19 protein-coding genes are annotated in these 19509 nt (G+C 65.8%); 11 read left to right on the top strand and 8 right to left on the bottom strand.

All coding sequences use genetic code 11. The annotated features are described in order from the left end of the window. Nucleotides 1-157: 157 nt before the first annotated feature. Nucleotides 158-679 carry a 2'-5' RNA ligase family protein gene (locus JQT59_RS24570; protein WP_109329405.1) on the bottom strand — a complete coding sequence of 174 codons (522 nt, stop codon included), beginning with the start codon at nt 677-679 and terminating at the stop codon, nt 158-160. A gap of 19 nt (nt 680-698) precedes the next feature. Here JQT59_RS24570 and JQT59_RS24565 point away from each other — a divergent pair, with 19 nt between their 5' ends. From JQT59_RS24565 to JQT59_RS24540, 6 genes are all read left to right on the top strand, one after another. Beyond that, nucleotides 699-1796: an isocitrate/isopropylmalate dehydrogenase family protein gene (locus tag JQT59_RS24565; protein WP_213572347.1), complete on the top strand. Its 1098-nt coding sequence runs from the start codon at nt 699-701 to the stop codon at nt 1794-1796. 165 nt (nt 1797-1961) lie between these two features. Beyond that, complete coding sequence (locus tag JQT59_RS24560; RefSeq protein WP_213572346.1) at nt 1962-2891, top strand: ABC transporter substrate-binding protein; 930 nt, start codon at nt 1962-1964, stop codon at nt 2889-2891. 20 nt (nt 2892-2911) lie between these two features. After that, nucleotides 2912-3895 carry an amino acid ABC transporter permease gene (locus tag JQT59_RS24555; protein WP_213578053.1) on the top strand — a complete coding sequence of 328 codons (984 nt, stop codon included), beginning with the start codon at nt 2912-2914 and terminating at the stop codon, nt 3893-3895. Then, on the top strand, nt 3892-4653 hold the full coding sequence (locus JQT59_RS24550; protein WP_283254013.1) for an amino acid ABC transporter ATP-binding protein: 762 nt from the start codon (nt 3892-3894) through the stop codon (nt 4651-4653). Before JQT59_RS24555 ends, JQT59_RS24550 begins: the two co-directional genes overlap by 4 nt. Then, complete coding sequence (locus JQT59_RS24545) at nt 4650-5342, top strand: ABC transporter ATP-binding protein (protein WP_213572345.1); 693 nt, start codon at nt 4650-4652, stop codon at nt 5340-5342. Before JQT59_RS24550 ends, JQT59_RS24545 begins: the two co-directional genes overlap by 4 nt. Beyond that, nucleotides 5339-6118 (top strand): ABC transporter permease, encoded by a 780-nt coding sequence (locus JQT59_RS24540; protein ID WP_213572344.1) that lies wholly within the window; start codon nt 5339-5341, stop codon nt 6116-6118. Before JQT59_RS24545 ends, JQT59_RS24540 begins: the two co-directional genes overlap by 4 nt. 28 nt (nt 6119-6146) lie before the next feature. Here the strand turns inward: JQT59_RS24540 and JQT59_RS24535 are convergent, their stop codons facing one another. Then, nucleotides 6147-7043, bottom strand: a complete 897-nt coding sequence (locus tag JQT59_RS24535) for a class I SAM-dependent methyltransferase (protein WP_213572343.1) — start codon at nt 7041-7043, stop codon at nt 6147-6149. A 214-nt stretch (nt 7044-7257) separates the two neighbouring features. Here JQT59_RS24535 and rpsA point away from each other — a divergent pair, with 214 nt between their 5' ends. Further along, nucleotides 7258-8745 (top strand): 30S ribosomal protein S1, encoded by a 1488-nt coding sequence (gene rpsA / locus JQT59_RS24530; RefSeq protein ID WP_109329412.1) that lies wholly within the window; start codon nt 7258-7260, stop codon nt 8743-8745. A gap of 153 nt (nt 8746-8898) precedes the next feature. On the opposite strand, the gene JQT59_RS24525 is transcribed toward rpsA, so the two are convergent. After that, nucleotides 8899-9120 carry a hypothetical protein gene (locus JQT59_RS24525; protein ID WP_109329413.1) on the bottom strand — a complete coding sequence of 74 codons (222 nt, stop codon included), beginning with the start codon at nt 9118-9120 and terminating at the stop codon, nt 8899-8901. 169 nt (nt 9121-9289) lie between these two features. Between JQT59_RS24525 and coaE the strand changes: the two genes are divergently transcribed. Continuing rightward, nucleotides 9290-10504: a dephospho-CoA kinase gene (gene coaE, locus JQT59_RS24520; protein WP_213578049.1), complete on the top strand. Its 1215-nt coding sequence runs from the start codon at nt 9290-9292 to the stop codon at nt 10502-10504. 2 nt (nt 10505-10506) lie between these two features. On the opposite strand, the gene JQT59_RS24515 is transcribed toward coaE, so the two are convergent. Beyond that, nucleotides 10507-11022: a ribonuclease FAU-1 family protein gene (locus JQT59_RS24515; protein WP_213572342.1), complete on the bottom strand. Its 516-nt coding sequence runs from the start codon at nt 11020-11022 to the stop codon at nt 10507-10509. A 76-nt stretch (nt 11023-11098) separates the two neighbouring features. Here JQT59_RS24515 and uvrB point away from each other — a divergent pair, with 76 nt between their 5' ends. The 3 genes from uvrB to JQT59_RS24500 all read left to right on the top strand — a co-directional run bounded on the left by uvrB (nt 11099) and on the right by JQT59_RS24500 (nt 14808). Then, nucleotides 11099-13261, top strand: a complete 2163-nt coding sequence (uvrB, locus tag JQT59_RS24510) for an excinuclease ABC subunit UvrB (RefSeq protein WP_109329415.1) — start codon at nt 11099-11101, stop codon at nt 13259-13261. A 22-nt stretch (nt 13262-13283) separates the two neighbouring features. After that, nucleotides 13284-14156, top strand: coding sequence for an SCO6745 family protein (locus tag JQT59_RS24505; protein WP_109329416.1), 873 nt, complete (start codon nt 13284-13286; stop codon nt 14154-14156). 199 nt (nt 14157-14355) lie between these two features. Beyond that, on the top strand, nt 14356-14808 hold the full coding sequence (locus JQT59_RS24500) for a universal stress protein (protein WP_109329417.1): 453 nt from the start codon (nt 14356-14358) through the stop codon (nt 14806-14808). A 15-nt stretch (nt 14809-14823) separates the two neighbouring features. Here the strand turns inward: JQT59_RS24500 and JQT59_RS24495 are convergent, their stop codons facing one another. The 4 genes from JQT59_RS24495 to JQT59_RS24480 form a co-directional block, all read right to left on the bottom strand. Further along, nucleotides 14824-15210, bottom strand: coding sequence for a DUF732 domain-containing protein (locus tag JQT59_RS24495; protein WP_213572341.1), 387 nt, complete (start codon nt 15208-15210; stop codon nt 14824-14826). Then, nucleotides 15207-17489, bottom strand: a complete 2283-nt coding sequence (locus tag JQT59_RS24490; protein WP_213572340.1) for a HelD family protein — start codon at nt 17487-17489, stop codon at nt 15207-15209. Before JQT59_RS24490 ends, JQT59_RS24495 begins: the two co-directional genes overlap by 4 nt. 159 nt (nt 17490-17648) lie before the next feature. Further along, nucleotides 17649-18620 carry a DoxX family protein gene (locus JQT59_RS24485; RefSeq protein WP_213572339.1) on the bottom strand — a complete coding sequence of 324 codons (972 nt, stop codon included), beginning with the start codon at nt 18618-18620 and terminating at the stop codon, nt 17649-17651. 125 nt (nt 18621-18745) lie between these two features. Beyond that, nucleotides 18746-19435, bottom strand: a complete 690-nt coding sequence (locus JQT59_RS24480) for an MBL fold metallo-hydrolase (protein ID WP_213572338.1) — start codon at nt 19433-19435, stop codon at nt 18746-18748. Nucleotides 19436-19509: the final 74 nt, after the last annotated feature.

Below are 19509 nucleotides of genomic sequence, written 5' to 3'. Positions count from 1 at the left end.
CGGAAGCTGCCGGCGTAAGGCTTAGGGCATGACAATTCTGGTTGTGGTTCTGCTCGTGTTCCTGGCACTGGCTGCCTTGGCGCTCGCCGACCGCACGCCCGACACGCACAACGACGTCACCCAGCACGGCGATTTCCGGTTTTGAGGGCGAGTCCGGTCACGGCGGGGCCGTCACGGTCCACTCGCGTTTGGCATCTCCGTCCCATCGCCGTACCACCGAGGCGCGGCCGATGATGTCGCCGCCGTCGAGTAGTCGCACGGCGTCGGCGATCTGATCCGCGGGCAGTCGCCGCGCCAGAGTGACGTGGGGAGTCCATTCACCCGGACGGATGTGCGGCGTCACCTCGGTGGCGTGCTCGGCGAGATCGAACACCGACCGGTGTAGCGACAACAGAGCCTTGGACGGCACCACCAGACGCGACAACGTGACGTGCCTGCCGCCGAACATGACCAGTCCACCCAGACGGACATGGAACGACGGGGTGGGGATACGGCGCCCCAGGAGCTCGTCGATCTCGGGCGGGATATGGCGCGCGACGAACAGTGTGACGTGCGGCCGATTCGACAGTGCGCGAACGCGAGTCCTGCTCGGCAGACCGGCGTCCCAGAGGAGTTTCCACTCGGCGCGCACGGCGTCGTCGGTCGCCTCGTCGAACAGCAGTTCCACCGACTGGACCATGGTAGGCAATGATGGCCTCATGGGCGGTCCTACGGCAAACAACTCGGATAAACGCATCGGCGTGATCCTCGGTGACGGCATCGGTCACGAGATCGTTCCGGCAACGCAGCGCGTGGTGGCCGCGGCCGTCACCGCCGCCGGTGGGGCCGACGTCGACTGGGTGACGTTGCCCCTCGGGCTCGATGCGATCGACTCCCACGGCACGCCGCTGCCGGACTCCACCCTGGCGGCACTGGCGGAGCTCGACGCGTGGATCCTCGGTCCGCACGACAGCGCGGCCTATCCGGAACCGTTCCGCGGGCAGCTGACCCCGGGAGGAGTCATCCGCAAGGAATTCGACCTGTTCGCCAACATCCGCCCGGCCCGTTCGCTGGAGGGGGTCGCCTCGATGGTGCCGGACATGGATCTGGTGATCGTTCGCGAGAACACCGAAGGCCTGTATGCGGATCGAAATATGTTCGCCGGCAGTGGCGAGTTCATGCCCACGCCCGATGTGGCCCTCGCGGTCGGCGTCGTCACCAGGCGGGCCTGTGAACGCATTGCACACACGGCGTTCGCGCTCGCCCGGACCCGGCGGCGCCACGTGACGATCGTGCACAAGGCCAACGTCCTGTCGTTGACGACGGGACTGTTCCGCGACGTCTGCCGGGACGTGGGCGAGCGCCACTACCCGGATGTTCAGATCGATGACCAGCACGTCGACGCGATGACCGCCCACCTGGTGCGCCGCGGACGCGACTTCGATGTCGTCGTGGCGGAGAACATGTTCGGCGACATCCTGTCGGATCTCACGGGTGAGCTGTCCGGCTCACTCGGCACCGCGCCGTCGATCAACAGCTCCGACACCCAGGTCATGGCGCAAGCGGCACATGGTGCGGCCCCGGACATCGCGGGACACAACCGGGCCAATCCCACGGCGCTGATGCTGTCGGCCGCGATGATGCTCGACCTGCTCGGCGAGCGCCGAGCCGACCGGCACCTGGTCGGTGCCGCGACCCGGATCCGGGATGCCGTCCGGTCGACGATCGCGTCCGGAGTGGCCACTGCTGACCTGGGTGGACTCGCGTCGACCAGCGAGTTCACCGAGACCGTCCTCGCCCGTACCCTGCGTCGGTGAAAGCGCGGTCACGGCACGGCACGGGCCGTTAATGTTCGGTAACGACGTCTGCAGATGTGGGTGCCGTAACCTACCGTTCGACTATTCGGAGTTCGCGAGTTCTCCGTCGCCGTAGCTCGTACGGTGCAACACGATTTTCGATGCATCACGATTTTTCTGGAGGACATGCCAGTGTCTGGTCGATCCGTCTTCACGCGTCGGCGCGTGGCCCGAACCATCTGTGCACTGGCGGGAAGCAGCGCGCTGCTCCTCGCCGGCTGTGCCAGCAATACCGAAGGTGGCGGTTCCCCTTCGGGTGACGCCGCCGCCACGGTGGAAGTCGAGAAGGTGGATGCCATCGCGGCCGAGTTGCCGGAGAAGATCGCGTCGTCGGGCAAGATCGTGGTCGGCGTGAACATCCCGTACTCGCCCAACGAGTTCAAGGATCCCAGCGGCAAGATCGTCGGCTTCGACGTGGATCTCGTTGACGCCGTCGGCAAGGTACTCGGGGTCACGCCGGAGTACACCGAAGCCGACTTCGACAAGATCATCCCGTCGATCCAGGCAGGCAGTTACGACATGGGCATGTCCTCGTTCACGGACACCAAGGAACGCGAGCAGTCCGTCGATTTCGTCACGTACTTCAGCGCCGGTGTGCAGTGGGCGCAGCCTGCCGGTAAGAATGTCGATCCCAACAACGCGTGCGGTCTGCGGGTCGGGGTGCAAACCACCACCATCGAGGACCTCGAGGAAGTACCTGCCAAGAGTGCCGCGTGTGTGGCGGCCGGTAAGCCGGCGATCGACATCGTGAAGTTCGACAGTCAGGACGACGCCGCCAACGCGGTCGCCCTCGGCAAGGTCGATGCCATGTCCGCGGATTCGCCCGTCACGGCCTACGCGATCAAACAGAGCGACGGAAAGATCGAGGCGGCAGGCGAGGTCTTCGACGCCGCGCCCTACGGCTGGCCCGTCGCCAAGGGATCGCCCCTCGGACCCGTTCTCCAGAAGGCCATGCAACACCTCATCGACGACGGCACCTATCAGAAGATCGCGGAGAACTGGGGCGTCCAGGCCGGCGTCATCACGACTTCGCACATCAACGGCGCCACGAGCTGAGCGGTTGACGAGTGTCTGATCTGGAAAAGGTGCCCGGCGAAGTCTCGACCGCGACGGGTTCGGATCCCGAGCCGATCAAAGCGATCCCGCTGCGACGGCCCGGGCGCTGGATCGCTGCGATCGTCGTCGGGTTACTCCTCGCTCTGTTCGTCAACGGTGCCCGCACCAACGAGGCGTATCGCTGGGACATCTACATCCGCTACCTGTTCGACGCGCGAATTTCCGCAGCGGCCTGGAACACGATTCAGCTGACGATTCTGTCGATGGCGATTGCCATCGTGCTCGGCGTGCTGCTCGCTGTCATGCGGTTGTCGCCGAACCCGGTGCTCAAGGCGTCGTCCTGGGGTTATCTGTGGATCTTCCGCGGCACCCCGGTATACGTCCAGTTGGTGTTCTGGGGCCTGTTCCCGTCCATCTACAAGCAACTCGACCTCGGCATCCCCTTCGTGCACCAGTTCGTGCACATCGACCTGCAGGGCATCAACGCGGCGTTCCTGTTCGCGGTGATCGGCCTAGGTCTCAACGAGGCCGCGTACATGGCCGAAATCGTCCGGGCCGGCGTCAACTCGGTCGCCGAGGGGCAGACCGAGGCGTCGGTGGCGCTGGGCATGACGTGGTCGCAGACGATGCGGCGGACAGTGCTGCCACAGGCGATGCGGGTCATCATCCCGCCCACCGGCAATGAACTGATCAGCATGCTGAAAACCACCTCGCTGGTCACCGCGGTCCCGTACAGCCTCGAACTGTACGGCCGTGCCAGAGACATTTCGGGTGCCAACTTCCAGCCGATTCCGTTGCTGATGGTCGCGGCCACCTGGTACCTCGCCATTACGAGTCTCCTGATGATCGGGCAGTTCTACCTCGAGCGGTACTACTCGAAGGGCGCGACGCGCAAGCTCACCGCCCGGCAGTTGCAGGCGCTCGCCGACGCGCAGGGCAAGCCGCTGGTGATCGAACCCGGCCCCGAGACGCTGCCCGACACACCCGGAGGGGAACGAAAATGACGCCGATGGTCAAGGCGGACCAGGTGTGCAAGAACTTCGGTGCGCTGAAGGTACTCAAGGGCATCTCACTCGAAATCGGCCGCGGGCAGGTGCTGTGCCTGGTCGGCCCCTCGGGGTCCGGCAAGTCGACATTCCTGCGCTGCATCAACCACCTCGAGCAGGTCAATGCCGGGCGGCTCTACGTCGACGGTGAACTCGTGGGGTACTCGGAGCGGAACGGCAAGCTGTACGAACTGCATCCCCGTGCGGCGGCGAAGCAGCGGCGCGACATCGGCATGGTCTTCCAGCACTTCAATCTGTTCCCGCACCGGACCGCGCTCGAGAACATCATCGAGGCGCCCACCCAGGTCAAGCGGATCAGCAAGAAGAAGGCCGTCGAGCGTGGACGTGAACTGCTGGCCCAGGTCGGGCTGAGCGAGAAGGCCGACGCCTACCCTGCCCAACTGTCGGGTGGTCAGCAGCAGCGGGTCGCCATCGCCCGGGCACTCGCGATGGACCCGAAGCTGATGTTGTTCGACGAGCCCACCTCGGCGCTCGACCCGGAACTCGTCGGTGAGGTCCTCACCGTCATGAAAGACCTTGCGGCAGGCGGCATGACCATGGTCGTGGTCACTCACGAGATGGGTTTCGCCCGCGAGGTGGCCGATCAACTGGTGTTCATGGACGCCGGCGTGGTGGTCGAATCGGGAGAGCCACGCGAACTGCTGGCCAATCCGCAGCACGACCGCACCAAGGCGTTCCTGTCGAAGTTGCTGTGAGCGAGCCGGCGCTCTTCGACTTCGTCGGTGTCGACGTCGAGCAGGGCGGGACCCGTGTGCTGCGCGACATCGACGTGACCATTCCGGAAGCGGGAATCACTGTGTTGGTGGGGCGTTCGGGAGCCGGGAAGTCGACGCTGCTGCGATGCTGCAACCGGCTGGAGGTCCCGACCACGGGCGTCGTTCGGTTTCGCGGACGGTCGCTGTCCGACGTGGACGTGCTGGCGCACCGGCGGACGGTGGGCATGGTGTTCCAACAGCCCACCGCATTTCCCGGAACGGTGCTGGACAACCTCCGTGCCGCCGACCCCGGTGTCGACGAGGCGCGCGGAGGTGAGTTACTCCGCCACGTCGGGCTCGAACCGGCAATGCTCGGGCAGGTGGCCGACACCCTGTCGGGAGGCGAGATGCAGCGCATGGTCCTGGCCAGGGCGCTCGCGACCCGTCCGTCGGTTCTGCTCGCGGACGAACCGACCGCGGCCCTCGACACGGAATCTTCGGCACAGCTCGAGTCGCTCGTGCTGCGACTGGCGAAGGAAGGGATGCCCATTCTCTGGGTCACCCATGATCTCGCGCAGATGCGCCGGCTGGCAGATCACCTGGTGGCCCTCGAGTCGGGTCACATCGTTTATTCCGGTGCCCCAGGCGACTATTCGGACCGTCCCATGGCGGGGGAGACCGAAACGTGAGCTCGACGATCATCGGATGGGCCGGTCTTCTCGCATCGCTGATCTTCGTCGCTGTGGCTGTCGGACTCTCAGCGCAGCAACGGCTTTCTCTGACGACGCCGATCGTTGTCTCCGTGGTGCGTTCCCTCGCGCAGATGATGATCGTCGGGGTCGCGCTGGTTCCACTCGTGCGGCCACAGACCCCGCTGTGGTGGTCGTGGCTGTGGGTCATCGGCATCGTGTTCTTCGCCGCGTACACGATCACGCGTCGGGCACCGGCGGTCCCCGAGTTGTATGTCATCGCGCTGGCCGCCATGGCGGCGGTGGCCGTGGTGGGCCTGGCCGTGATCTTCGGCGCTCGGATCTTCGAGCTGAACGGGCGGACGCTCGTGCCCGTCGCCGGCATGATCGTCGGGAACTCGATGAAGTCCGCCGTCATCGCCGCCGCGCGGGTCAGTGAGTCGGTGGCCGATCATCGCGCGGAGATCGAGGCCGGACTCGCTCTCGGGATGACACCTCGCCGCGCCTTCGATCGGCAGTTGCGGTCGGCTCTGCGAACGGCTATTTCGTCCCAGGTCGAGCAGACGGCAGCTCTGGGCATCGTGTTCCTGCCCGGCGCGATGACCGGTCTGATTCTCGCGGGCGTCGACCCCATGGAAGCGGTGTTCGCCCAGCTCGCATTGATGTACGTCATTCTGGCCGGCGTCGTCATCGCTGTGGTGGTGACGGGTCTCGGCACCCTGCGGAGGCTCACCACGGCCGATCAACGACTGGTTTCCGTCGCCCGCGTCCGCTGACCTCTCGGGTGTCCGTGGCCGCCCCCGGCTACGGGCTGCCGACGACAGGTTTGCGGCAACTGAAAATCGCCGTGCCGGGGAAGAGCTGGCCACGCAGTGGGCTCCATTGACCCCACTCCCGATCGAGCCATTCGGGCCATTCGGGTTCGATGATGTCGCGCACCTCGAGTCCGGCGGCGACGATCTCGCGAACCCGGTCACCGATGGTGCGGTGGTGCTCCACGTAGGTCGGCACGCCGGCCGAGTCCACCTCCACGTAGGGCGTGCGATCGAAGTAGGGGAGCGTGGCGGTGAGGCCGCGCGGCCCGGGATCGTCGGGGAAGATCCAGCGGATCGGATGGTTGACGGCAAACACCCACAGACCGCCGGGCCTCAGGACCCGGCCCACCTCACGCATGACCGCCGCCGAATCGGCGACGAACGGAACTGCGCCAAAAGCCGAACATGCGAGGTCGAAGCTTCCGTCCGCGAACGGGAGGTGCTCGGCTCCTGCTTGAATCAGCGGCACCACCGGTCCTCCCGCCCGCATGGCGTCGACGCCGCGGTCGAGCATCGCCCGCGAAATGTCGAGTCCCACCGCCCGCGCCCCCTGGCCGGCAAGCCATCGTGCGCAGGGAGCCGAGCCGCAGCCGACTTCGAGGACGTCCTTGCCGGCGACGTCGCCCAGTAGGTGGTGATCGCCCTCGTGAAGTCCCTCCGGGCACCACACGAACGCGCCGTCCGCCGCGTCCACCCCGAGGAACTCGCCATGGGTGCGGTGGTAGTCGTCGGCGTCGGCGTCCCACCACGCTCGGCTCGCGCGTTCGCTGGCCTCCGAGTCGACCCGGATGCGGCTGGCTCCGGCGGTTCCGAGGACACTGTTGGCGGTGCCGTGGCGGTCGTCTTCGGGGGAGTGGGCGGGATCTGTCGCACGAGAGTCGGGCATGCGCAACAGACTAGAGCGTGGGAACGTACCCGGGTTTGCCCAGCTTGCCCAGGGGCGCGTAGCCTATTGCACGCGAGTGTCTACGTGCGCGACATCCGATTGGGTACGGTTCGAGTTTTCGTTCGGTTCCGGTCAGGTGTCGTTGCCCTGTTCTCGTGCTTTGTCCGACAGAACACCATCAACCGACCACAACCCGTCCGGAGCAACTCAACATATGCCCTCCACAACCGTCACCTCGCCGCAGGTAGCCGTCAACGACATCGGCTCCGCCGAGGACTTCCTCGCCGCCATTGACGCAACGATCAAGTACTTCAACGATGGTGACATCGTCGAAGGCACCATCGTCAAGGTCGATCGCGACGAGGTTCTGCTCGACATCGGTTACAAGACCGAAGGCGTCATCCCTTCCCGTGAGCTCTCCATCAAGCACGACGTCGACCCCAACGAGGTCGTCTCCGTGGGCGATGAGGTCGAAGCTCTCGTCCTCACCAAGGAGGACAAGGAAGGCCGACTGATCCTGTCGAAGAAGCGCGCTCAGTACGAGCGTGCCTGGGGCACCATCGAGGAGCTCAAGGAGAAGGACGAGGCCGTCAAGGGCACCGTCATCGAGGTCGTCAAGGGTGGCTTGATCCTCGACATCGGCCTGCGTGGCTTCCTTCCCGCTTCGCTCGTCGAGATGCGCCGTGTCCGCGACCTCCAGCCGTACGTCGGCAAGGAGATCGAGGCCAAGATCATCGAGCTCGACAAGAACCGCAACAACGTCGTCCTCTCGCGCCGCGCATGGCTCGAGCAGACGCAGTCCGAGGTTCGCAGCGAGTTCCTGCACCAGCTCCAGAAGGGCCAGGTCCGCAAGGGCGTCGTGTCCTCCATCGTCAACTTCGGTGCCTTCGTGGACCTGGGCGGCGTCGACGGCCTGGTGCACGTGTCCGAGCTGTCCTGGAAGCACATCGACCACCCGTCCGAGGTTGTCGAGGTCGGCACCGAGGTCACCGTCGAGGTTCTCGACGTCGATCTCGACCGCGAGCGCGTGTCCCTGTCGCTCAAGGCCACCCAGGAAGATCCGTGGCGTCAGTTCGCCCGCACGCACGCCATCGGCCAGATCGTGCCCGGTAAGGTCACCAAGCTGGTTCCGTTCGGTGCCTTCGTGCGCGTCGAAGAGGGAATCGAAGGCCTCGTTCACATCTCGGAGCTGGCCGAGCGCCACGTCGAGGTCCCGGACCAGGTTGTCGGCGTCGGCGACGATGCGCTGGTCAAGGTCATCGACATCGACCTCGAGCGTCGTCGTATCTCGCTGTCGCTGAAGCAGGCCAACGAGGACTACAACGCCGAGTTCGATCCGTCCAAGTACGGCATGGCGGACAGCTACGACGAGCAGGGCAACTACATCTTCCCCGAGGGCTTCGATCCCGAGACCAACGAATGGCTCGAGGGCTTCGACAAGCAGCGTGAAGAGTGGGAGAACCGCTACGCGGAGGCTGAGCGTCGCCACAAGATGCACACCGCTCAGATGGAGAAGACCGCTGCAGACGAGGCCGCCGAGGCTGCCACCGCTGCTGCCGGCTACTCCTCGGAGTCGGGCGCAGGCGATGCCGATACCGCGTCGTCGTCCGCATCTGCGCCGGCGTCCGAATCTGCTGGTGGATCGCTTGCGAGCGATGCACAGCTCGCCGCTCTGCGCGAGAAGCTGTCGGGCAACGCCTAGTAGGCCCGCCTGACGCAGTCAGGCACAGAAAACGAGACCCCGCTCCTGCCACGGCAGGAGCGGGGTTCTTTTGTCGGTGCTGCCGCCCAAAACGACTGTGGCCCGGCCTTTGGTGAAGGCCGGGCCACAGTCGCGTGGAAGAACGCTGGGGGTTCAGTTCGCGGTGACGGGAATCCAGTAACTCGACGACGACGCCTGGCCCTCCGAGCGTTTACGCATCGACGCGAAGCTGTGCTTGCCCTGGCTGATCATCGCGGTGAGCCACGTCCGACGATGCTCGGCGAGTGCCGACGCGACCGCAGGTATCTCGAGGCAATGCACGCCACCCGCGGTGCCGAGGCGGTGCCGACCGGGCTGAAGGCGTTGCTCGCGCATGGCGTTCCTCTTCTTCGAGAAGGTGCAGGTCGGACCGTTCGCTAGAACATAACCGACCGTGCTGCCCATCGGTGGTATTTGGGATCGGTGAGTCTGCCGGTAACGGTGGGGGAGATGATGTCGATGGGGTCGCGCAGGCGAGGGCAGGATGGATGCCACACTGGGTGACGTGTTGAGAATCGGCCTCACCGGAGGCATTGGAGCCGGCAAGTCCACCGTGTCGAAGATCCTGGCGGAACTGGGAGCCGTGATCGTCGACGCAGACCTGATCGCCCGTGAGGTCGTCGAGCCGGGCACCCCAGGCCTGACCGCTCTCGTCGAGCGATTCGGCAACGACATCCTTACGGAGGCCGGAGCGCTCGACCGGGCTGCCCTGGCGGCACGTGCCTTCGCGGACGAGGAATCGAGGTTGGCGCTGAACTCGATCGTGCATCCACTCGTCGGTGCGCGCACGGCGGAACTCATCGATTCAGCAGCTGCAGACGCGGTGCTGGTACAGGACATTCCGTTGCTGGTCGAGGGCGGTATGGGCGCCGCGTTCCATCTGGTCCTGATCGTGTTGGTCGACGCGGAGGAACGGGTGCGCAGACTCGTCGGGTCCCGAGGGATGCCGGAAGCGGACGCGCGGGCGAGGATCGCCGCGCAGGCGGACGACGAGCAGCGGCGGGCAGCCGCGGACGTCCTACTCGACAACAGTGGGGAGCCCGGGGCGCTCGAACCCGTGGTCAGGGCCCTGTGGTCGGAGCGGATCGCCCCCTTCGCGTCCAATATCCGTACCCGCACCGTCGTGCGGCCGTTGCCTGCACTCGTGGCGCCGGATCCGCGGTGGGCGGGAGAGGCCGCGCGGTTGATCGCCCGACTGCAGTTGGTGTGCGGGGACCGGGCGGTGCGGGTCGATCACATCGGGTCTACCGCGGTCGAGGGTATGCCGGCACAGGATGTCATCGATCTGCAGGTCACCGTTGCCGACCTCGCGACGGCGGACAACCTCGCCGAACCGCTTGCCGAGGCGGGCTTTCCCCGCATCGAGCACATCACGGCGGACGAACCCAAGCCATCCTATCTCGGTGGCGAGACCGATCCAGCGTTGTGGGACAAGAGAATTCACGGGGGAGCCGATCCGGGCCGGCCGGTCAACATTCATCTTCGGGTCGATGGATGGCCTGGACAGCAGTTCGCGCTGGTGTTTCGCGACTGGCTCCGAGCCGATTGCGATGTCCGGGCCGAGTACACCGATATCAAGGAGGGCGCGGCAGACAAGGCCGCCGGCCACAGCTCGTACGAGGATGCGGTCACCGCCTACATCGACGCGAAGACTCCCTGGTTCGACACGGCCTACTCCCGGGCCTGGGAGTGGGCCGAACGCGCGGACTGGAAGGCCTGACATCACCGCCAGTCGATCGGCATTCCGAGCGAGGCCAGCCACCGCCCGAGGTCGTGGCCGTGCGTGGCCAGGCCCTCGATGGCGGCGACGGCGGTAGTGATCGCCTTCTCGGCGGTGGCCGTATCGAGCAGACCGGCGCCGTGCGCCTCCATCAGCTCGTCCACATCCAGTAACTCGGTGCTCCGCCCGGTACGCACGACCAGATCGAGGTAGTGGTCCTCCGACGTCCAGACATCGTCCCCCCGGGTGAACACGCCGATGTCGACGTAGTGGTCCTGGTCCCGTTGATGCTCCGGCCGGAAATGGAAAATGGATGCCCGGAGTCCCAGGTCGGGAAGCAGCCACGACTCGAGGTAGTCGAACTGCCGATGGTCGGCCGTCCGCGCCATGTAGAGCCCCCACGGCTCGACGCGGAATTGCTCCACCGGACGGACGAATCCTTTCGGATCCGTGTTGGTGCTGTTGCGGAGATCGAAATATTCGATCTTGGGTGGGTGCGGATGAGCAGCGCCTTCCATGAGGCAAAACCTACGGCACTGCGCTGCCGCCGGCGCAGGTCGGGACCTTGTCGGTCCCTGCGCTTACCCTGGTGACATGGCGTTTGCATCCGAGCACCCGGTGGTAGCACATTCCGAGTTCCGACCCATCGGTGAGATCGAGCGGTCGGAGGCGCGGTTCGAGGTCGTCAGCGATCACAAACCCGCGGGTGACCAGCCGGCGGCCATCGCGGAACTCGAGAAGCGGATCAACGCGGGCGAGAAGGATGTGGTCCTGCTCGGCGCCACCGGTACCGGCAAGTCCGCCACCACGGCGTGGCTCATCGAGAAAGTGCAGCGCCCCACGCTGGTCATGGCGCCCAACAAGACTCTCGCGGCGCAGCTCGCCAACGAACTGCGCGACATGCTTCCTCATAACGCAGTCGAGTACTTCGTGTCGTACTACGACTACTACCAGCCCGAGGCGTACATCGCGCAGACCGACACCTATATCGAGAAGGACTCGTCGGTCAACGACGACGTCGAGCGCCTTCGCCACTCCGCGACGTCGAGCCTGCTCTCCCGTCGAGACGTGGTGGTCGTGGCTTCGGTGTCGTGCATCTACGGCCTGGGCACTCCGCAGTCGTACCTCGACCGGTCGGTGCAACTCGAAGTAGGTGTCGAGGTCCCGCGCGACGCGCTCCTCCGGCTTCTCGTCGATGTTCAGTACACGCGTAACGACCTGGCGTTCACCCGCGGTTCCTTCCGGGTCAGGGGTGACACCGTCGAGATCATTCCGTCGTACGAGGAGTTGGCCGTCCGCATCGAATTCTTCGGTGACGAGATCGAAGCGCTGTACTACCTGCATCCGCTGACCGGCGACGTCGTCCGTCAGGTCGACTCCGTGCGCATCTTCCCGGCAACCCACTACGTTGCGGGTCCCGAACGGATGGAGCGGGCGGTCAAGGACATCGAAGCCGAACTCGAGGAACGCCTCGCCGACCTCGAGAACCGGGGAAAGTTGCTCGAGGCGCAACGGTTGCGGATGCGCACCCAGTACGACCTCGAGATGATCAAGCAGGTCGGATTCTGCTCCGGAATCGAGAACTACTCGCGGCACATCGACGGACGCGGTCCCGGTACCGCTCCTGCCACGCTCATCGACTATTTTCCCGAGGACTTCCTGCTCGTCATCGACGAGTCGCACGTCACCGTGCCGCAGATCGGAGCGATGTACGAGGGTGACATGTCCCGGAAACGGAATCTCGTCGAGTTCGGATTCCGGCTCCCCTCGGCTACCGACAACCGACCGCTCACGTGGGAAGAATTCACGCAGCGCATCGGGCAAACGGTCTACCTGTCGGCGACACCCGGTAAGTACGAGCTGGGCCAGGCCGGCGGTGAGTTCGTCGAGCAGGTGATCCGTCCCACCGGTCTGGTCGACCCGGAGGTGGTGGTGAAGCCGACCAAGGGGCAGATCGACGACCTCGTTCACGAGATCCGGGAGCGGGCCGACCGCGACGAGCGGGTGCTCGTCACGACATTGACGAAGAAGATGTCGGAAGACCTCACCGACTACCTGCTCGAGCTCGGTATCCGGGTCCGGTACCTGCACTCGGACATCGACACGCTGCGTCGCGTCGAACTCCTCCGCCAGTTACGGCTCGGTGAGTACGACGTGCTCGTCGGTATCAACCTTCTGCGTGAGGGACTCGACCTGCCGGAGGTGTCCTTGGTGGCGATCCTCGACGCCGACAAGGAGGGCTTCCTGCGCAGCTCGACGAGTCTGATTCAGACGATCGGTCGCGCAGCTCGCAACGTGTCCGGTCAGGTCCACATGTATGCCGACAAGATCACCGACTCGATGCAGCACGCCATCGAGGAGACCGAGCGGCGCCGCGAGAAGCAGATCGCCTACAACAAGAAGATGGGCGTCGATCCGCAGCCGCTGCGCAAGAAGATCGCAGACATCCTCGATCAGGTGTACGAGGAGGCCGAGGACACCGCTGCCGGCGTCGACGTGGGTGGTTCCGGACGCAACGCCTCGCGCGGTCGCCGCGCCCAGGGTGAAGCCGGCCGCGCGGTCAGTGCGGGCGTCTACGAAGGCCGCGATACCAAGTCGATGCCGAGGGCCGAGCTGGCCGACCTGGTCAAGCAGTTGACGGATCAGATGATGAACGCTGCACGCGACCTCCAATTCGAGCTTGCCGGACGGTTACGCGACGAGATCGCGGACTTGAAGAAGGAGTTGCGTGGGATGGACGCCGCGGGCCTGAAGTAGCCGAGGCAGTACCGTCTGACTCATGGATGCACAGAGCGCCGGTCGAGCCGCTCGATCGTTGGAGTTGCTTCATTCCCTGAGCTATTTCGTACCCGAGGTCGGGGAACGACTGGCCGAGGTGGGGTTGGAGCCGGGCCGGATGGGCTACTTCGCCGGTCGGGCGGCTCCCATGGGTGCGGTGAATGCAGGGGTCGTCACCGCCGCTTTCTTCAATTTCAGCCCCGACGCCGTCGCCGCGGTGATCCCGCGGGCGTGGGATCTGGCTGCGCCGCACGCCATCGTCGAGGCTCGCTACCGTGCGGTCGGTGAGGCGTATGTCCGCCTGCTGGGGGAGTCCGTCATCGCGTCACCGGAGATGGCGGAGGCGGCCGACCTGTTGTCGACCGCGGCGCGGGGCATCCCCGGGGTCGAAGGCAGGCCGCTCTACGCCGGTTACGCGGCGTTGGAGTGGCCGTCGGCGCCGCATCTCAGCTTTTGGCATGCCCTGACAGTGTTGCGCGAGTATCGCGGCGACGGGCATACCGCTGCGTTGCAGACCGCCGGTCTGAGCGGGCTCGAGGCGCTGATCACCCATACCGCGACGGGCCGCGGGTTCCAGAAAAAGTTCGCGCTGACCCGTCGCGGGTGGAGCGAGGAGCAGTGGAACGCCGCCTGCGACAGCCTTCGAGATCGGGAGTTGCTGGACGCTCGCGGTGAACTCACCGCGGACGGCAGCGACCTGCGCAATCTGATCGAGGACCTCACCGACGATATTGCGGTCACACCGTGGGCGGCGCTCGGTGAAGACGGGGTGGCACGCGTGGTCGAGCTCGCGACGCCGTGGCGCGACACCGTCGTGGCCGCCGGGGTATTCCCCGCAGGAGTGTTCGGTCCGAAGGTCCGCACCGCGAGTTGATTTCTCGTCGGGGGAAGTCACAGACGCGGACAGCGCGGCAATGTGACTGATCACGCAGGGGGGCGGTGCGTTGTGGCTTGTGCTGCAAATACCCCTATCCACGCACCGATACCGCTAGGGTCAGCGCAGTGGCCGCTGGGTCCGGACACGACGTGTGCGGGGCCCCGGCCAAGTGACCACCCCAGACATGGAGGAATGAATGAGCGCCTACCGGACCGTTGTCGTCGGAACCGATGGCTCCGAGTCGTCATTTCGGGCCGTCGAGAAGGCTGCTGCCATTGCGGGGGACGCCGGCGCCAAGCTGATCATCGCGTGTGCGTACTACCCGGCTGATCCCAAGGACGTCGGCCATGCGGCTGATGCGCTGGGCGACGAGGCCTACCAGATCACCGGTTCCGCGCCCACATACGAGATCCTGCGTACCGCGAAGGAGCGCGCCCACGCCACCGGGGCCAAGGATGTCGTGGAACGCGCAGTCGTGGGTGCGCCCGTCGAGTCCCTTCTCGCGTTGGTCGACGAGGTCGACGGCGGGCTTCTGGTGATCGGAAACCGCGGCCTCAACACCTTGACCGGACGACTGCTCGGCTCCGTTCCCTCGGATGCGGCCCGCAAGTCCACGTCCGACGTTCTGATCGTCCACACGGTCCGCTGAGCGGCGCCTGATCAGTCAGCAGTAATTCGCCTCGGCCGCATCGAGGAATATCCGCGCCACCTGCTCGGTGGTCAGGTGGGTATCCGATGCAGCCGAGGCGAACTGCGCCATCGGTGTCAAGTGCACCATGATGGTCGCCTCATCGGTTCCCCGGGACAGCTGCCCGCAGACGCCGTTGGCGATGGCCATGACGGTGTCCGCCGGCATGGCGGGGAGTCCCGCATCGACCAATGTCTGCTGATACCGCAATCCACGGGCGTCGAGGTTGCTGGACGCGGTTGTCGTCGCTGCCGCGCTTGCCGACGTGTCGTCGGCGGCAGTGGCCTGGGAGCAGGCGCTGAACGCCACAGTTCCGAGGGCGCAGGCGCACCCGATCAGCAAGCTCCGCCCGAACGGCGTCACGACGGGTTCGCCGCCGTTGCGGGTGTCAGATCGGACAAGGCCGCGGGCAGGGGCCGCGCGTGGACAACCCCGAGACGCTGAGTGGCGCGGGTGAGCGCGACGTAGAGGTCGTTCATTCCCCGCGGCGACTCGTCGACGATACTCTGCGGTTCGACGATCAGCACCGAGTCGAACTCCAGGCCCTTGGCATCCTTCACGGTCAGGACGCTCACCGAATCGGAGCGAAGATCCGAGAGAGCCGCCACGAGGCCGTGATCCCCGATCACGGCCGTGGTGCCCGGGCCGGTTTCCTCTGCCACACAAGCGCGGACCGTGTCCGTCACATCCGACGTGGCCACGTTTCGGGACCACGGCACGAAGCCGGATTCCCGGACCGAGCGCGGTACCGTCTGCTCGGCGTCGATCTCGGCGAGCACTCGGCGCGCCGTTGTCATGATCTCTGCCGGGGTGCGGTAGTTGACGGTCAGCTCCGTCAACTTCCAGCGTTGGGCAACGTACGGTTCCAATATCCGCTGCCAAGAGGATGTTCCGGCGGGGTCACCTGTTTGGGCGGTGTCACCGACCAGGGTCATCCATCGATTCGGGATGCGACGCATCAGCATGCGCCAGGCCATCTCGGACAGCTCCTGTGCCTCGTCGACGATCACGTGTCCGTAGGTCCAGGTCCGGTCACCGGCCGCACGCTCGGCCGTCGTCTGGTGTGCTCCCACGTCGTGTCTCTCGGCGAGCTGGCTCGCGTCGATGAGGTCGTAGGCCATGAGGATTTCAGGATCCAACTCGTCTTCGAGATCCTGGGGCGCAGAACCGGTGAGAATGTCGAGTGCGCCCTGCGCATCGGCGATCTGAGCCCGCCACTGCCGCCGCGCTCGTTCCCGTTCGGCGGCGTCGTCCACTCCGAGGAGTTCGGCGAGTTCGTCCAGTAGCGGCGCGTCGGCGGCACTGAACCCCCCGGACTCGGTGCGGTGCAATGCGACGCGTTGAACCTCGGTCAACTGGGGCGCGGCGTCGGCCAGTCGCTTCGGCGACGCGAACAACTCGGCGAGGACCCGCTGCGGAGTCAGCTCCGGCCACAGCGCGCTGATCGCGCTCATGATGTCCGGGTCTTCACGCATCTCATCGCGCATGTCGGCGACGTCCTCCCGGCTGAGGAGGTTGCCGCCGTCGACGACGTTGGCGCCGAGCGTGTCGGCGAGTTGCTGGGCGAGGGCGTCGATCACCGCCGACACGAAGATCGGCCGGGCGAGGTTGTGGGGACGCCGCGACGACCGCGCCCGGCCACGGGCACGCGTGACCACCTTGCGATCCAACGTGACTCGGTAGGTGTCGAAGGTCAGCTCGATCGGCCGCGCCGGCACCTCCTGCCTGTCCCGGACTGCCTTCTTCAGCACATCGAGGATGTCGAGGGAGCCCTTGATCGTTCCGGCCTCGAGACTGTCCTCGCACGTGGCACGGACACCGGGGTAGAGGTCCCCGATAGTGGAGAGCAGCACGCCCGTCTCACCGAGCGACGGCAGGACCTGGCCGATGTAGTCGAGGAACGTGGCGTTCGGGCCGATGATGAGGACACCGGCTTTCGCGAGCTGCTGACGGTAGGTGTACAGAAGGTAGGCGGCGCGATGTAGGGCCACAGCGGTCTTTCCCGTACCGGGACCGCCCTGTACCACGAGCACACTCTTGTGCTCGGACCTGATGATGGCGTCCTGCTCACCCTGGATGGTCTCGACGATGTCGTTCATCTGCCCGGTGCGAGCAGCGTTCAATGCGGCCAGCAGGGCGCTCTCACCCGCGACACCGTCGGAACCGGTGATGGTCCCGGCGGCCTCCGCGGCCGCGAGATCCAAGTACTCGTCGTTGACCGCCGTCACTCGTCGGCTTCGCGTACGGATGTGGCGGCGTCGCGTCACACCATCGGGTGCGGCGGGGGTCGCGAGGTAGAACGGGCGCGCCAGAGGCGCACGCCAATCGAGCAGCATGGTCTCGTAGTCGTTTTCCTCGTCCAGGATGCCGAGACGCCCGATGTAACGGTGCTCGCCGTCCAGATCGATCTTTCCGAAGCAGAGGCCGTTTTCGGCGGCGTCATACTTGGCGAGGTCCTCGGTGTAGAGCTGGTTGAACGACTCGCGCTCACTGCGTGCCTGGGGGGTACCGCCGGTCTCGAGCAGAACACGGCTCAACCGGGTGGCCGCATAGTCGCGAAGCCCGTCCAGTCGGTGGTAGAGCATCGTCACGTACTGCTGCTCGAGCTCGCGCTCGTCGTGTGACGTGTCCTGGTCGGGCAAGAGGTCTCCTTGACTGGTTCGGCTGCAGATCCGGCGCGGCTGCAAAAGTGCCTGGACAGTCTAGTCGGCCCCGGAGTGCTCCCGCCGATGTCGCAGGTCAGGGCATTCTCCGGGGCCGATCAGATGGTCTGCGGCGGGCGTCGACGCCGCAGAATGATGTCAGTGCGTCAGATCGATCTTCTTGGCGCGCGCCTTCTCCAACGCGAGCTCCGCCTTCTCGCGGGCGATTTCGGCCTGCTTACGGGCGATTTCCGCCTGCTTGCGGGCGGCCTTGCCCGCAACCTCGCTCCGTTCTGCGGCCACCGTTGCCAAGTCGGCACCCTTCTCTCGAGCGAGTTCGGCCAGCACAGGGCCGCGGTCCTTGGCAACATCGACCAACTCCGCGCCGCGGTCCTTGGCGACGTCGACCCACTCCGCGCCGCGGTCCTTGGCGACGTCGACCCACTCCGCGCCGCGGTCCTTGGCAACGTCCACCAACTCCGCGCCGCGGTCCGCCGCGACCTTCGCGATGGGCGTCACACGTTCCTTGGCGATCTCCAGCAGGCCGGAACCGCGCTCCGCGGCTTCACCGGAAAGCACCCTGGCCCGCTCCGCCGCCGCGGCCAGAGCTTCGGCGATCTCAGGTCCGTGATGATCGTCGCTCGATCCGAGTGGAAGCGCAGCCGCCACACTGGCCTGGGCTGCCCGTGCGGCGCGGCGCCCACGCCACCCCAGCGACGGCTTGCCTTCCGTGTCGACTGCGGCGATCAGCAGACCACCGAGCAAACTGACGTTCTTGAGGAACTGGGTGCGCTGGGCAGCTTTCGCGGCCGGATCGGTCTCGTTCCAGAAGGCGTGGCCCGCCACCGTCGTGGGAATCAGGCTTCCGGCCAGCGCCAGGGACGCGAGACGAGGCGCCTTGCCCGTGGCGAGCAGAACACCACCGCCGATCTGCACGGCTGCGTTGATCTTGATCAGCGTCTCCGGGTCGGACGGGATCTTCTGTGTGACGGACTCAGGAAGCGTTTCGGTCGACTTGTCGATCAGCGGTCCTGCGGCCTGGGCCCTCGGTGCCGGATTTCGGAGTGCATCGATCCCTCCGCTGATGAACACGGCCGACAGCAGTGGGCGAGCGATACGACGGACAAGCATTCCTAGCCTCCCAATCATCGAGTTTCTCCCGTCTCACACTAACGAGAGTTCGAGGCAGCCGTACCGAGTACGACAGTCTTGTGGTTCCGACCGGCTGCCCCTTCCCCAGTACCCAGTCGGGCGGTTCACCAACCGCGGTCGCGCCACTCGCCGAGGTGCGGACGCTCGGTACCGAGGGTGGTGTCGTCGCCGTGACCGGGGTAGACGACGGTGTCGTCGGGATAGCGAGCGAACAACTTTTGCTCCACATCGTTCAGCAACGACGCGAACATATCCGCATCAGCGGTTTTGCCGACTCCGCCGGGGAAGAGTGAGTCGCCGGTGAACAGGTGAGTGCGGCCGTTGCCGGCCTCTGCGAACGCCAGTGCGATCGAACCGGGGGTGTGACCCGCGAGGTGGATCACGTCGAAGGTGACCTCCCCGATGGTCAGGGTGTCGCCGTCGTCGAGGAGACGGTCGGGCCTGACCGGCAGTGCTTCCGCATCGAGGGGATGGGCGGCCGTGGGTACTCCGGTCGCGGCGGTGACCGCTTCGAGGGCGAGCCAGTGGTCCCCGTGCTGGTGGGTCGTCACGATCAGTTCGAGGGAGGGTGCGTGTTCGCGGATCAACTGTTCGAGCCGTACGGCCTCGTTGGCGGCGTCGATCAGCACTGATTTTCCGGTCGCGGAACAGACGACCAGGTACACGTTGTTGTCCATGGGGCCGACGGACATCTTCGTGATCGTGGCTCCGGGAACGGTCCGGCGTCGAGGCGCCGAGCCGGGGGAGACGTGGCCGGTATACGAGTCTTCTATCACCATGGGCTGCTCGGTCATGGTGGGGAGGCTACCGTCGAATACAGGCAGGTGAGTGGCAGGTGGCCATCCGTCCGGCAGAAACGTGTCGGTGG

Origin of the sequence: Rhodococcus sp. USK13 (assembly GCF_018343855.1) — a bacterium.
Taxonomy (GTDB): domain Bacteria; phylum Actinomycetota; class Actinomycetes; order Mycobacteriales; family Mycobacteriaceae; genus Rhodococcus_F; species Rhodococcus_F oxybenzonivorans.
Note: the sequence above shows the minus strand (reverse complement) of the source record. Positions and strands in the feature narration are given on the sequence as shown.